This is a genomic window from Citrobacter sedlakii, from assembly GCF_018128425.1.
GTDB classification, from domain to species: Bacteria; Pseudomonadota; Gammaproteobacteria; order Enterobacterales; family Enterobacteriaceae; genus Citrobacter_A; species Citrobacter_A sedlakii.
The window spans coordinates 2,022,600-2,035,559 of sequence record NZ_CP071070.1 but is presented as its reverse complement, the minus strand read 5'-3'; the positions used below and the strand labels follow the sequence as shown (position 1 = coordinate 2,035,559).

At 57.8% G+C, this 12,960-nt stretch carries 15 protein-coding genes; 4 read left to right on the top strand and 11 right to left on the bottom strand.

Annotation, left to right across the window (positions count from 1 at the left end):
- The first annotated feature begins 87 nt into the window (after positions 1 to 87).
- Positions 88 to 1,281, top strand: a complete 1,194-nt coding sequence (locus tag JY391_RS09755; RefSeq protein WP_211935644.1) for an MFS transporter — start codon at positions 88 to 90, stop codon at positions 1,279 to 1,281.
- A gap of 78 nt (positions 1,282 to 1,359) precedes the next feature.
- On the opposite strand, the gene flgL is transcribed toward JY391_RS09755, so the two are convergent.
- From flgL to flgB, 11 genes are all read right to left on the bottom strand, one after another.
- On the bottom strand, positions 1,360 to 2,313 hold the full coding sequence (gene flgL / locus JY391_RS09750; protein ID WP_042283746.1) for a flagellar hook-associated protein FlgL: 954 nt from the start codon (positions 2,311 to 2,313) through the stop codon (positions 1,360 to 1,362).
- A gap of 14 nt (positions 2,314 to 2,327) precedes the next feature.
- Entirely contained in the window at positions 2,328 to 3,968 is a 1,641-nt protein-coding gene (gene flgK, locus JY391_RS09745; RefSeq protein WP_211935643.1) for a flagellar hook-associated protein FlgK, read from the bottom strand.
- A 65-nt stretch (positions 3,969 to 4,033) separates the two neighbouring features.
- Entirely contained in the window at positions 4,034 to 4,984 is a 951-nt protein-coding gene (gene flgJ, locus JY391_RS09740; RefSeq protein ID WP_211935642.1) for a flagellar assembly peptidoglycan hydrolase FlgJ, read from the bottom strand.
- A complete protein-coding gene (locus JY391_RS09735; protein ID WP_042283752.1) occupies positions 4,984 to 6,081 on the bottom strand; it encodes a flagellar basal body P-ring protein FlgI in 1,098 nt (365 codons plus the stop codon). The genes flgJ and JY391_RS09735 overlap by 1 nt, the downstream gene beginning before the upstream one ends.
- Positions 6,082 to 6,093: 12 nt before the next feature.
- A complete protein-coding gene (flgH, locus tag JY391_RS09730) occupies positions 6,094 to 6,792 on the bottom strand; it encodes a flagellar basal body L-ring protein FlgH (protein ID WP_211935641.1) in 699 nt (232 codons plus the stop codon).
- 57 nt (positions 6,793 to 6,849) lie between these two features.
- On the bottom strand, positions 6,850 to 7,632 hold the full coding sequence (gene flgG, locus JY391_RS09725; protein WP_042283756.1) for a flagellar basal-body rod protein FlgG: 783 nt from the start codon (positions 7,630 to 7,632) through the stop codon (positions 6,850 to 6,852).
- Between the two features lie 13 nt (positions 7,633 to 7,645).
- Positions 7,646 to 8,401: a flagellar basal body rod protein FlgF gene (locus JY391_RS09720; RefSeq protein ID WP_211935640.1), complete on the bottom strand. Its 756-nt coding sequence runs from the start codon at positions 8,399 to 8,401 to the stop codon at positions 7,646 to 7,648.
- 20 nt (positions 8,402 to 8,421) lie between these two features.
- A complete protein-coding gene (flgE, locus tag JY391_RS09715) occupies positions 8,422 to 9,696 on the bottom strand; it encodes a flagellar hook protein FlgE (RefSeq protein WP_181823047.1) in 1,275 nt (424 codons plus the stop codon).
- Between the two features lie 25 nt (positions 9,697 to 9,721).
- Positions 9,722 to 10,420 carry a flagellar hook assembly protein FlgD gene (flgD, locus tag JY391_RS09710; protein WP_060571351.1) on the bottom strand — a complete coding sequence of 233 codons (699 nt, stop codon included), beginning with the start codon at positions 10,418 to 10,420 and terminating at the stop codon, positions 9,722 to 9,724.
- An 11-nt stretch (positions 10,421 to 10,431) separates the two neighbouring features.
- Positions 10,432 to 10,836, bottom strand: a complete 405-nt coding sequence (gene flgC / locus JY391_RS09705) for a flagellar basal body rod protein FlgC (RefSeq protein WP_042283764.1) — start codon at positions 10,834 to 10,836, stop codon at positions 10,432 to 10,434.
- Between the two features lie 3 nt (positions 10,837 to 10,839).
- Complete coding sequence (gene flgB, locus JY391_RS09700) at positions 10,840 to 11,256, bottom strand: flagellar basal body rod protein FlgB (RefSeq protein WP_042283766.1); 417 nt, start codon at positions 11,254 to 11,256, stop codon at positions 10,840 to 10,842.
- Between the two features lie 156 nt (positions 11,257 to 11,412).
- Between flgB and flgA the strand changes: the two genes are divergently transcribed.
- From flgA to flgN, 3 genes are all read left to right on the top strand, one after another.
- Complete coding sequence (gene flgA / locus JY391_RS09695) at positions 11,413 to 12,072, top strand: flagellar basal body P-ring formation chaperone FlgA (RefSeq protein ID WP_042283769.1); 660 nt, start codon at positions 11,413 to 11,415, stop codon at positions 12,070 to 12,072.
- A gap of 92 nt (positions 12,073 to 12,164) precedes the next feature.
- Positions 12,165 to 12,458: a flagellar biosynthesis anti-sigma factor FlgM gene (gene flgM, locus JY391_RS09690; RefSeq protein WP_042283772.1), complete on the top strand. Its 294-nt coding sequence runs from the start codon at positions 12,165 to 12,167 to the stop codon at positions 12,456 to 12,458.
- Positions 12,459 to 12,462: 4 nt separating this feature from the next.
- A complete protein-coding gene (gene flgN, locus JY391_RS09685; protein WP_060571353.1) occupies positions 12,463 to 12,885 on the top strand; it encodes a flagella biosynthesis chaperone FlgN in 423 nt (140 codons plus the stop codon).
- Positions 12,886 to 12,960: the final 75 nt, after the last annotated feature.

Below are 12,960 nucleotides of genomic sequence, written 5' to 3'. Positions count from 1 at the left end.
CGTATAACTGTTTTACCATTTCGCCTGCTACCCGACCACGGCGTATGAGAGAAAAATAGCCTCACACCCGTCATTGAGGACAGCAGTATGAACACACCTTCCCGTTGGCTTATTTTAGTACTGGCGCTGGGCGCCGGATTTAGCGTTGCCGCCATTTATTATTCCCAGCCGCTGTTGCCGTTAATGGGGGAAGATCCTGGCATGAGCATCACCGGCATGGGGTTGGTTCCCACCCTGACGCAAGCCGGTTACGCGTCAGGCATTCTGTTTTTATTGCCGCTGGGCGACCGTTTTGATCGCCGAATGTTGATTCTGATAAAGAGCGTCGTCCTTGCCCTGCTGCTACTGATCTGTAGCGTGAGCGAATCCGCCTCTTCCCTGCTGCTGGTCAGCCTTCTCATTGGCATGGCGGCAACGATGGCGCAGGATATTGTTCCGGCGGCGGTGATCCTGGCGCCGGAAGGGAAACAGGGAAAGACCGTAGGCACAGTGATGACCGGCCTGTTGTTGGGGATCCTGCTGTCGCGTACCGTCAGCGGCCTGGTGGGCGAAGCGTTTGGCTGGCGTGAGATGTATCAGCTTGCCGCGGTCAGCATCGCGCTGGCAGGTCTGCTGCTATGGAAAGCGCTGCCGCCGTTTGCCGCCCACTCCACCCTGAACTATCCGGCGCTGTTAGGCACCATGGCGCAGCTATGGCGGCGTTACCCAACCCTGCGCCGGGCGGCGCTGGCGCAGGGTGCGCTTTCTGTCGCCTTTAGCGCCTTCTGGTCAACGCTTGCCGTGATGCTGGCGGAACACTACCGGATGGGCAGCGCTGCGGCGGGCGCGTTCGGCATCGCCGGCGCAGCAGGCGCGCTGGCGGCCCCGCTGGCAGGCCATCTGGCGGATAAAATGGGCGTGGAGAAAGTTGCGCAACTCGGCGCGCTGTTGGTGACACTCTCTTTCGCCGTAATGTATGCCTTACCGTTTCTGGCCGCGCCGGGTCAATGGGTTCTGATCGCGCTTTGCGCCGTCGGGTTCGATCTGGGGCTGCAGTCAAGCCTGGTGGCGCATCAGAATCTGGTGTACAGCCTTGAGCCTCAGGCCCGGGGTCGCCTCAACGCCCTGCTGTTCACGGTCGTGTTTATCGGTATGGCGCTGGGGTCGGTGGTCGGCAGTCAGGTTTACGCGCGGGCAAACTGGCCAGGTGTCGTGACGCTGGCAACGCTATGCGGTGCCGTTGCGCTGGCTATCCGCATGACGGCAAAACGCCAACCTGCACAGCCGCAGACAGAACGCTAAAAAAATGCCCGCCCCGGGGTGTACTGGAGCGGGCAGACAAAACATACCCAGTTTCTTGATATGTTTCAAAACGTGCGGTTAACGGTTGAGCTGAAACAGCGACATTCCCTGCATGTCTGTAAAGGCTTTATACGAGGCCTGCAGCGCCGCCTGTTGCATAACGTACGAGGAGATCGCCTCGTTCCAGTCAACGTCGACCAGATTACTCATCTGCTGCTTTTGTCCCAGCGCGCGGTCGCTGCCTAACGTGTCGAGAGAACTGAGTTCGCTCAGTTGCGTACCCAGCTCCGCCCGTACGCTCAGCACATTGTTCAGTGAATTTTTCAGCCCGCGGTTGGTTTTATCAATCACCGCCTGAGCTTGCTCTTTCAACGCTTCATCGTCGCCTACCGCGGTATTGAGCGAGTCGATGGCTGAGTCCAGCATTCTGAACAGGTTCGTTTCGGATGGTTTACCGTCAGGCTCCGGTACCGCGTTGCTGGTAATGGAATTGAAGATGTCGCTGCCAATATGACCAATGACCATCGAGCGCGCCGAGTCCACCTGCTGCTTAATGCTTTCGGTGCCGCCGTTATAGGTCCCGTCCGCCTGCGCGAACGGGGGCGTTTCGGTTTTATAGCCAGCAAAAATATAGCGACCATTGCCGTCGGTGCTGTTCGCCAGGTTCATAAGCTGATCGCGGATCCCCTGCAGATCGGTCGCCAGCGAGGCACGGTCGTCGTCGCTTAAGGTGCCGTTTCCCGCGCTGACAATTTTCTCCTGTGCCGTCTGAATCGCCGTTGTCACCTGATTCAGCACGTTTTCTTCCAGCGAGACCTTCTGCGTGGCAAAAGTACGGGCCAGCGCGAACTGGCTGTTTTGCGCCTGCGCCTGTGAAAGCACCACGGCCTGGGATGCCGCGATAGGATCATCTGAAGGATTAATAACCCGCTTCCCCGACGACATCTGCTCACCGTATTTCATCCATTCGGCCTGAGCATTGGTGATACCACGCATGTTCTGCTGGTACATCATTTGGGTACTGATACGCATGAGTTCCTTCTCCCTTAGCGGATGTTCAACAGAGCATCAAACAATGAGTTCGCCGTTTGCAGCACCTGGGCATTGGCAAGATAGTACTGCTGAAAGCGCTGCAGGTTGCCATACTCTTCGTCAAGGTTGACCCCGGAGATCGATTGCTGTTGTCGGGTCAACTGCGTAACCACATCGTTCTGAGTGGTGCTGCTGGTTTTCAGCGTCGCGGTTTTACTGCCAACATCGCTCACCAGAGTGGCATAAGCGTCGTTAAACGATTTTGACCCGCCCACGGTGGTGCCGTCGTTTTGCAGATCTAACAGCGCCTGGCCGTTACGGTTATCGCTCGCCCCTGACGTGGCGTCTTGCGCCATGGCGATTTGCGATTCATTGGTCACCTTAACGCTCATATTCATAATGGCGTCGCCGACTGGCTTCAGCGTGAAACTGTCGTTAGCATTCGCCCCGGTTCCCACCGTCACTTCCAGACCGTCAAAGGTCAGTTTTCCATTGGTGGCGGTCGCTTCAAAGCGGGTATTATCGGCCAGGCGAGTGATTTGCCATTTTGCCCCGTCGTAGACCATTTTATAGTCGGTTGCCTGTACCGCTGAGGCATCGGTCACCGCAGCGCTCACGGCTGCGCTACCGGTATTCTTGTCGTTTTTCAGTACTGCCGGGCTGCCGATGGTAAAGAAATCCGTATTGGTATTGCCGTTGGCGTCATAACCCTTGCGGTGCTGCTGGTTAAATGCGTCCGCAAACGCCAGCGCCAGCTGTCCCAGCGTGTTACGCGTCTTGTCGAGTTCTTCGGTACGGAAGCTGAGCAGTCCCCCCAGCGAACCTGTTGAAATCAGTTTTTCCGGAATTTCAATATTCCCGGCCTGCTCGTCAACATACGCCACGGTAATACGCGACGGATCGGCATGGGACGGAACCGCCGCCAGTTGACGCGCATTACTGCCCTGTACCAGCGAATAGCCGTTCGCCATTGTGATGTTATAGGTGCCGCCGTCCTGCACGCTGACTTCCACGCCAACCAGTTTATTCAGTTCGCTGACCAACTGGTCGCGCTGGTCCAGCAGATCGTTCGGCGATGCCCCGCCGCCCACGCCGGTCAGACGCGAAATCTGGTCGTTCAGACTGGCGATTTGCTTGCTGTAGTTATTGATCTGATCGACGCTGGAGGTAATCGAAATATTGATCTGTTTGTCCTGGCCGCGCAGGTACTGGTCGGTGGTCTTAAACTGATTCACCAGACCGTTCGCCTTGCCAATCAGCGTCTGGCGCGCCGCCGGATCTTCGGCGTTGCTCACCAGCGTTTGCAGACTGGTGAAAAAGTCCTGCATTGAGGTCGAAATGGAGCTGGTTTTGCTCGCCAGCAGGTTATCGATTTTCGACATCTGCTCGTAACGGGTCGTCAGGCCACTGCTCTGGTTCTGCGCGGCGCGCAACTGATTAGTAATAAACGCATCGTATTCGCGCTGTACGCCGGACACATACACACCGTTACCTACCCAGCCGCCAGCGCCCAGCGTGCTGTTGGCCTGCGCCATAATCGTGGTTTGTCGGGTATATCCCGCCACGTTATAACTGGAAATATTATTACTGGCAGTATTCAGCGCCGCCTGGGCTGCATTCAACCCGCTCATGGCGTTATTAATCAAGCTGGACATGGAGGTTCCTTTTAATCCTTCAGTTACAAACCATTATCGGCAGCAGGTCGCGGGACTTGAGCCATTTAGAAGAGATTGTCGAGATTTGTGCTGTAGGCGTTGCTTACCTTCTCGCTCATCGACTTCAGCTGTTGGATCATGGTGGTCAGTTTACGCGCGTAGTGGGGGTCGGTCGCATAACCGGCTTTCTGCAGCGCCTGAGCGCCCTGCTCGGCCGTGGCGGCCGTCGTAACGGCGGCATAGCGCGGATTGCGGGTGAGCAGACCGACATAATCCGACAGCGCCTCCAGATACGAACTGTAAACGCGAAACTTCGCCTTCACCTTTTTCGCTTCGCCATTCTCGTATTCGGTGGTGGTGATTTCTGTCACCGGCCCTTTCCAGCTGGCGGACGCCTTCACGCCAAACAGGTTGAAGCTCGGCTCGCCGTTCTCGCGGCGAATTTGCCGCTGCCCCCAGCCAGACTCCAGCGCCGCCTGCGCCAGAATCAGATGATGCGGCACGCCGCTTTGCTCGCTGGCCAGTCGCGCCGGCAGCGAAAGCTGCGCCAGAAAATCTTTGCTGTCGCCGGAGAGCGGTTCGTCGCTGCTGACCGGCGCTTTCGGCATTGCCTTGCTCACCAGTTGGGTCAAGGCCTGATGTTGATAGCGGGTCACCGTTTCCAGCGGGAATTTCATCGGTACCTGCGGCACCTCTTCCACCGGTTGCGCCTGCCCCTGGGTCATCTGTTTAACCATCATTTCCGCCAGACCCAGCCCTTTACCGGCGGTCATCTGTTGGGCGATCTGCTGGTCGTACATGCTGGTATACAAACGCGTCTGATCGCTGCTGAACAGGCCATCCTTCGGCAGCGCTTCACGCATGCTTTTCAGCATCATTTGTACAAACATCCCCTCCACCTGACGCGCCACCGGACGCATGTTCGCCGCCGGGTCCTGGCCCGCTTTGGCCTTCAGATCGTTCAGGGACTGCGCGTCCCAGGCGGCGCTGGCCAGCAGTTTGCTGTCGCTAATCATCAGATAATTTCCAGTTTGGCGCGCAGGCAGCCCGCGCTTTGCATCGACTGGAGGATCGACATCAGATCCATTGGCGTCGCGCCCAGCGCGTTGAGCGCCCGCACCACGTTGTTCAGGTTGGCGCTGGACCGCACGCTTTGCAGCGAGCCGCCGCTCTGGCGCAGGTCGATCTGCGTTTGTGGCGTCACCACCGTTTGCCCGCCGCCGAACGGTGTATCCGGCTGGCTGACGTTCGCCTGACGGTTAACCGTTACAGAGAGATTCCCCTGAGCCACGGCGCAGCTGTCGAGGGTCACTTCACGATTCATCACCACCGAGCCGGTACGTGAATTGATCACCACCTTCGCGTCCTGCGGGGTGACGTTGACTTCCATGTTCTGAATATCGGCGAGGAAGCGGACCTGCGAACTGCCGCCGCTCGGCACCCGCACCTGAATGGTTCGCGCATCCAGCGCGGTGGCGCTGCCAAAGCCACGGGCGCGGTTGATGGTGTCCGCGATCTGCTGGGCCATGGTGAAATCTTCATTATTAAGCTGCAGATTCAGGGTATTGCCCGCCCCAAACTGGCTGGGCAGCTCGCGCTCGATAATCGCCCCGTTGGTGATGCGCCCGCCGTTAAGCTGGTTCACCTGCACGCTGCTGCCACCCGCAGAGGCGCCCGCGCCGCCGACCAGAATGTTCCCTTGCGCCAGCGCATACACCTGGCTGTCGACCCCTTTTAAGGGGGTCATCAGTAGCGTGCCGCCCCGCAGACTTTTGGCGTTACCCAGCGAAGACACCACCACGTCGATGGTTTGCCCCTGACGACCAAACGCCGGGAAGGTGGCGGTCACCATAACTGCCGCCACGTTTTTCAGTTGCATATTGGTGCCGGTTGGCACCGTGATGCCGAGCTGGGAAAGCATGTTGTTCAGCGTTTGGGTGGTAAACGGCGTCTGGGTGGTCTGGTCGCCGGTACCGTCCAGCCCTACCACCAGCCCGTAGCCAATGAGCGAGTTTTCACGTACGCCCTGTACGCTGGTGAGATCGCGAATACGATCGGCATGGGCCAGCGTGGCGGCGAGAACCAGGACCAGTCCAACTACAGATTTAAACATGGAAGACCTCGCTTACATCGGGGACAGGTTAAGGAAGAAACGCTGGAGCCAGCCCATATTTTGCGCTTCGTTGATATAGCCGTTTCCGACATATTCGATACGGGCATCCGCCACCTGGGTTGACGGAACGGTGTTACTGCCGCTAATGGTGCGTGGATTAACCACACCGGAGAAGCGGATGAATTCAGTCCCCTGATTGATGGCGATCTGTTTTTCACCCACGACATGTAAATTACCGTTGACCAGCACCTGATCGACGGTCACGGTCAGCGTGCCGCTGAAGGTATTGCTGGCGTTTGCCCCCCCTTTACCGTTAAAGGTGTTACCGCCGGACGCTTCTACGTCGGCACGGGCATTGCCAAACAATCCTTGCAGATAACGCGGCACGGTATCAAAACCAAAGTTGGTTTTGCCGTCGCGGCTGGCGTTCGCCGACGAGCTTTTACTGGCGCTGACGTTTTCCTGCAATACGATGGTCAGCGTGTCGCCAATATTGCGCGGGCGACGGTCTTCAAACAATGGCTGATAGCCATAGTTGATGGGCTGCGCGGACTGAAAAATCGAACCATTCGCCACCGGCGTCGGTCCCGGAACAGGCTGGGCCGAGGTCGCGCCCTGTACCAGCGGCGTGGAAGGGATCCAGGCGCATCCTGACAGCGAAACCACCAGCAGGGCCATGATCGGGTAAGCGTGCGCAGCGTTTTTTTGCATTGCCTTTATCTTCTGAAACCGGGAGCCGGTGACGCTTTCGCCTCACCGGGCATCACCTTAGAGTTGCGTCAGTTTTTGCAGCATCTGATCGGTCGTTGAGACCGCTTTGCTGTTGATTTCGTAAGCGCGCTGAACCTGGATCATGTTGACCAGTTCTTCCGCGACGTTAACGTTTGAGGTTTCGACATAGCCCTGATACAGCAAGCCCGCGCCGTTCAGCCCCGGCGTGCTCTCATTCGGCGCGCCGGAAGACTGGGTTTCGGTGTACAAGTTTTCGCCGATACTCTCCAGGCCGGTGTCATTCATAAAGGTGGTCAGGTTGAGCTGCCCCACCTGCACCGGGGCTGCCTGTCCCTGCTGGGTCACGCTGACAACGCCGTCGCGACCAATAGTAATGCTCAGCGCGTTCGCCGGAATGGTGATCGCAGGTTGAACCTGGAAGCCGCCCGCCGTCACCAGTTGACCATTCTGGTCAACCTGGAACGAACCGTCGCGGGTGTACGCCGACGTGCCGTCCGGCAGCATTACCTGAAAGAAGCCCTGACCTTTAATCGCCACATCTTTACTGTTGTTAGTCTGCGACAGGTTGCCCTGGCTGTGCAGGCGTTCGGTCGCGACAGGTCGTACGCCGGTACCGATTTGCAGACCCGAAGGCAGGGTAGTCTGCTCGGAAGACTGTGCGCCAGGCTGGCGAATCGTCTGGTAGAGCAGATCTTCAAATACCGCGCGCTGGCGTTTAAAACCATTCGTGCTGACGTTTGCCAGGTTGTTGGCAATCACATCCATATTGGTTTGCTGCGCGTCCAGGCCGGTTTTGGCGATCCATAATGAACTGATCATAAAATGTCCTGTATTAACTCATCGACAGCAGTTGGTTAGCGCGCCCGGCGTTGTCATCCACGCTGGTGATAACCTTCATCTGCATTTCAAAACGTCTGGCGTTGGCGATCATGTCGCTCATCGCGGCCACCGCATTGACGTTACTGCCTTCCAGTACCCCTGACATGACGCGGATCGTCGGGTCAGCCTGCAATACCGGACCACGGGCGGCCTGAGTCGCGGCGGTCAGACGGAACATTCCGTCGTCGCCGCGCTGTACTTCATTCCCTTCAGCCTTTACCAGCTTCAGACGTCCTACCGGGGCCACCGTGTTCGCCGGATCGCCCGGATTCAGCGCCGAGATAGTGCCGTCGGCGGCAATGGTTATCTCCGACCCTTCAGGCACCGCTATCGGCCCGGCTTCGCCAATCACCGGATGCCCCTGAATGGTCAATTGTCCGGTGGGGTCCACCTGAATATTGCCGTTGCGGGTATACCCTTCGCCGCCGTCGGCGGTTTGCACCGCCAGCCAGCCGTCCTGCTGCAGCGCCACGTCCAGCGGACGCGAGGTGTAGTCCATCTGGCCCGGCGTCATGTTCGCCCCCGGCGTGGAGGTCGTTACCAGCGTCCGGGTGGGCAGCGACAGCCCTTCAACCGGAACCGCTCGCAGTGCGGTAAGCTGGGCGCGGAAGCCCGGCGTCGAGGCATTTGCCAGGTTGCTGGCCGTTACCGCCTGCTGATTCAGGGTCTGGCTCGCTGCCCCCATTGCGGTATAGATTGCGTGATCCATTAAGCTATCCCGTCAGGCGCTTAGCGCAGGTTAACCAGCGTATTGAGGATCTGATCCTGGGTTTTGATGGTCTGCGCGTTCGACTGATAGTTACGTTGCGCAACGATCATGTTCACCAGTTCTTTACTGAGATCCACGTTCGAGGACTCCAGCGCGCCGTTGGTCAGTTTGCCGAAGTTACCCGTGCCCGCCGTACCCAGCAGCTCAACGCCGGATGCCTGGGTCGCCGCCCAAACGTTATCGCCCTGTGACGACAGCCCTTCGTTGTTGGCGAAGTTCGCCAGCACGATCTGCCCCAGCACCTGCTTTTGCTCGTTGGAGTAGTTGCCCACCACGGTACCGTCGTCGTTAATCTGGTAGCTGACCAGGTCCCCCGGCTTGTAGCCGTTCTGGGTGGTGGCAATGACGTTGTTCGCACCGGTGTTCTGCTGCATGGAGTTCTGCAGGCTTAAGGTGAATTCCGCCGGTTCCGCGCCGTTTACCGTGCCGGAGGTGATCCGGAAGGTTGGCGTGGCATTCGGCGTGCCGCTCAGCACCCAGTCCTGGGCCGGTACGCCAGCGTCTGGGGTATATTCTTCTACGTTATCCAGTGCGCCGTTCTCGTCGAACTTCATCTGGGCGGCTTTCACCAACGGCGAGTTGGCTACGCTGGAATCCTGAGTCCAGACGTCCCAGGTGTTATCGCCGGTTTTCACGTAAAACACGTTGATGTCGTGCTGGTTGCCCTGGCTGTCGAACACGGTCAGCGGCGCGCGCTTGTTATAGCTGTCAGCATCGGTCGGTGAAAACGGCTTGTTAGCGGGCACTTTATCTGACGAGTTGAGGTTAATCTGCATCGCCGCGGTATCGGTACTTTTCGCGCCCATCAGCGTGTTCGGGATAGTAATCGGCCCCGGGTTCGCCCCTTGCTGAATGGTCGGCGGCGTGCCGGCTGCCGGGTAACCTGTCAGTTGCATCCCCTGCATATTCACCAGATTACGGTTTTCGTCCAGTTTGAACTGGCCGTTGCGGCTGTAGAAAACGGCGCCGTTGCTGTCCACCAGACGGAAAAAACCGTTCTGGCTGATGGCGACATCAAGGCCGCGGCCGGTATTGGTGGTGGTGCCGTCGGTAAAGTCCTGGGTGATACCCGCCACTTTTACCCCCAGCCCGACTTTGGAACCGGCGAACATATCCGCAAACGAGGCGGTACCCGATTTAAAACCGTACGTGGCGGAGTTAGCGATGTTGTTACCAATGACATCGAGGTTGGTGGCTGCGGCATTCAGACCGCTAACCGCTTGTGAAAAGGCCATGTTGACTCCTGATAAGTGAGAAGGCTTAAATGATCTGCCGTACTTCGTCGAGGGTGGTGGTTCCGTAAGTGCCGAGATCGAGCGTATTGCCGCCGTTACTGCGGATCACCCCTTGCACCAGCGCAAACTGCAACGGCTGCGCCACCAGTTGCGTCGCGCCGTTGCTGGCGTTGATCGCCACGTTATACGAACCGTTTGGCGCCGTGGTGCCGTCGGTCAGTGTGCCGTCCCAGGTAAAGGTATGAACGCCCGCTTTCAGCGCGCCGATCTCAATAGTGCGCACCACTTTGCCGTCTTTATCGGTGATCGTGGCGGTGACTTTATCGGCGGGCTGCTGTAGCTCAACGCCAAACGGCGTGGTCGTGGTGGTCGCGCCCTCTTCCGTTCCCTTGCCCGCCAGAATCGTGGTGCCGGGGATCATCACCCCGTGACCAATCAGCGCGCTGGCCTGCAGCGACTGGCTGTTATCGATTTGGCCCGAAATAGCGCCCAGCGTGGTGTTAAGCTTTTCGATACCGCTGACGGTACTGATCTGCGCAAGCTGAGTGGTCAGCTCGTTGTTCTGCATCGGATTGGTGGGATCCTGGTTTTTCAGTTGCGCCACCAGCAGCGTCAGAAAGCTGCTTTGCAGATCGGAAGCGTTGCTGCCGGTCAGCGAGCTGCCGCTACCGGTACTCTTCACACCGGTGTTAGTCGGATCGTTAACGTTTACCGCGATAGACATTGCCGTCTCCTTTACTGGCCAAGTGTCAGCGTTTTAAGCATCATGCTTTTAACGGTGTTGAGAACTTCTACGTTTGCCTGATAGCTGCGGGAGGCGGACATGGTGTTGACCATTTCGCCCACCACATCCACGTTCGGCATTTTCACGTAGCCATTGGCGTCCGCCAGAGGATTACCCGGCTCATAGACCAGCTTGTCCGGCGCCTGGCTTTCAATCACGTTGGACACCTTCACGCCGCCCGTCGGCGCACCGGGCGCCGCATCCACCTGAAAAACCACCTGCTTCGCGCGATACGGCTGACCATCCGGTCCCGTCACGCTGTCGGCGTTCGCCAGATTACTGGCCGCCACGTTGAGGCGCTGGGATTGCGCCGTTAAGGCCGAACCGGCGATATCAAAAATATTCAGCAGCGCCACGGATTAGTTCCCTCCCTGTAGCACGTTCATCATGCCTTTAATCTGTCCGCTCAATGCGGTCAGGCTCATCTGGTATTTCAGGCTGTTATCTGCAAACTGCGTGCGCTCGCGGTCCATATCAACGGTATTGCCATCCAGCGACGGCTGGTCGGGAACACGGTAAAGCAATTCCGTAGACGGTGACGAGAAGGTCTGGGCGGGAATGTGCTGCGCAGAGGTCAATGCCAGGGAAATGCCGCTGGTTTCCGGCCTTCCCCGCACCATGACTTTTTTTAACTCACTGGCAAAATCCATATCGCGCGCCTGGTAACCCGGCGTGTCCGCGTTCGCGATGTTGGCAGCCAGTACCTCCTGCCGCTGCGCGCGCAGATTCAGCGCTTCCTGTTGAAAACGTAAAGCGGCATCGAGCTTATCGAGCATATCTCCCCCGCGGATGACAAAATTCAGCCGACAGCTTAAATCCCATTACGCGCGCGTTATCGCCGGAATAAACGCAAAATGCGTCGCTATTTATTGCGTTGATGGTTGCGTCACACGGGTAGAATCCTGTCATTGCTGAAACAGCGGGAGATGACAATGCAAACGTTAAAGCGTGGAATAGCCCTGGCGGCGCTGTTGTTCAGTCCCCTGACGCTGGCGCAGGATTTAAACGCCCAGTTGACTGACTGGTTTACCCAGCGGCTGGCCGGGTTTAGCGATGAGGTGGTTGTGACACTTCGTACCGCGCCGAATCTGTTGCCACGTTGTGAATCCCCCGCCTTTAGCGTAACCGGCAGCGCGAAGCTATGGGGAAACGTTAACGTGCTCACGCGATGCGCCAACGAAAAGCGTTATTTGCAAGTCAATGTGCAGGCGACGGGAAACTATGTGGTCGCCGCGGGGCCCGTTGCGCGTGGCGGCAAGCTCGGACCTGCCAGCGTCACGTTAAAGCGTGGACGGCTGGATCAGTTGCCTCCGCGCACCGTGCTGGATATCAATCAGATTCAGGACGCGGTCAGCCTGCGCGATCTCGCGCCTGGACAACCGATTCAGCTTACGATGCTGCGCCAGGCCTGGCGAATCAAGGCCGGTCAGCGCGTGCTGGTGGTTGCCAGCGGCGAGGGATTTAGCGTTAATGCCGAAGGGCAGGCGCTGAACAACGCTGCGGTAGCCCAGAATGCGCGAGTGAGGATGTTATCGGGTCAGGTCGTCAGCGGTACCGTTGGTCCTGATGGGAATATTCTTATTAACCTGTAATCAGTTAAAGATTTTGTGGCGGCTGCCGATAGTGAAGAAACATTTGATGATAGCTGGCCGCGACAGCGTAGCCCCTCGATGAGGATGATAAAATGAGCATTGACCGTACCTCACCATTGAAACCCGTTAGCACCGTGCAACCGCGTGAAACCAGCGATACGCCGGTACAAAAGACCCGTCAGGAAAAAACCTCGACGGCAAACAGCACCAGCGTGACGTTAAGCGATGCTCAGGCCAAACTGATGCAGCCCGGCGCCAGCGATATCAACATGGAGCGCGTTGAAGCGTTAAAAACGGCGATTCGCAACGGCGAGCTGAAAATGGACACTGGCAATATTGCCGACGCGCTGATCCGCGAGGCGCAGAGCTATCTCCAGAGTAAATAAACGCATGACTCGTCTGGCAGAAATACTTGACCACATGACGGCAGTACTCAATGACCTGAAAAGGGTAATGGATGCCGAACAACAACAGCTTTCCGTCGGCCATATTAACGGTAGCCAGCTGCAGCGGATTACAGAAGAAAAAAGTTCTCTGCTGGCGACCCTTGACTACCTTGAACAGCAGCGACGCATTGAGCAGAATGCCGGGCATGGCGGCGATGACGATGTCAGCGCGCGCTGGCAGGCGATTACCGAAAAAACACAGCATCTGCGCGACCTGAACCAGCATAACGGCTGGCTGCTGGAGGATCAGATAGTTCGCAACCAACAGGCGCTCGACGTGCTGAAACCGTATCAGGAACCGACGCTTTACGGCGCGAACGGTCAAACTGCCTCAGCCCACCGCGGTGGGAAAAAATTCTCTATTTAGCGTTGCCCGATGTCGCCCGACGTTTCAGGCATTCGCAATGACGATCGGCACAGGCCGGAAAAGGCGGAACGCCGC

Bases quoted from the DNA above. Each gene is read 5' to 3' on its own strand.
- JY391_RS09755 (WP_211935644.1), top strand. From the start codon at position 88: ATGAACACACCTTCCCGTTGGCTTATTTTAGTACTGGCGCTGGGCGCC.
- flgL (WP_042283746.1), bottom strand. From the start codon at position 2,313: ATGCGTATCAGTACCCAAATGATGTACCAGCAGAACATGCGTGGTATC.
- flgK (WP_211935643.1), bottom strand. From the start codon at position 3,968: ATGTCCAGCTTGATTAATAACGCCATGAGCGGGTTGAATGCAGCCCAG.
- flgJ (WP_211935642.1), bottom strand. From the start codon at position 4,984: ATGATTAGCGACAGCAAACTGCTGGCCAGCGCCGCCTGGGACGCGCAG.
- JY391_RS09735 (WP_042283752.1), bottom strand. From the start codon at position 6,081: ATGTTTAAATCTGTAGTTGGACTGGTCCTGGTTCTCGCCGCCACGCTG.
- flgH (WP_211935641.1), bottom strand. From the start codon at position 6,792: ATGCAAAAAAACGCTGCGCACGCTTACCCGATCATGGCCCTGCTGGTG.
- flgG (WP_042283756.1), bottom strand. From the start codon at position 7,632: ATGATCAGTTCATTATGGATCGCCAAAACCGGCCTGGACGCGCAGCAA.
- JY391_RS09720 (WP_211935640.1), bottom strand. From the start codon at position 8,401: ATGGATCACGCAATCTATACCGCAATGGGGGCAGCGAGCCAGACCCTG.
- flgE (WP_181823047.1), bottom strand. From the start codon at position 9,696: ATGGCCTTTTCACAAGCGGTTAGCGGTCTGAATGCCGCAGCCACCAAC.
- flgD (WP_060571351.1), bottom strand. From the start codon at position 10,420: ATGTCTATCGCGGTAAACGTTAACGATCCGACTAACACCGGTGTGAAG.
- flgB (WP_042283766.1), bottom strand. From the start codon at position 11,256: ATGCTCGATAAGCTCGATGCCGCTTTACGTTTTCAACAGGAAGCGCTG.
- flgA (WP_042283769.1), top strand. From the start codon at position 11,413: ATGCAAACGTTAAAGCGTGGAATAGCCCTGGCGGCGCTGTTGTTCAGT.
- flgM (WP_042283772.1), top strand. From the start codon at position 12,165: ATGAGCATTGACCGTACCTCACCATTGAAACCCGTTAGCACCGTGCAA.
- flgN (WP_060571353.1), top strand. From the start codon at position 12,463: ATGACTCGTCTGGCAGAAATACTTGACCACATGACGGCAGTACTCAAT.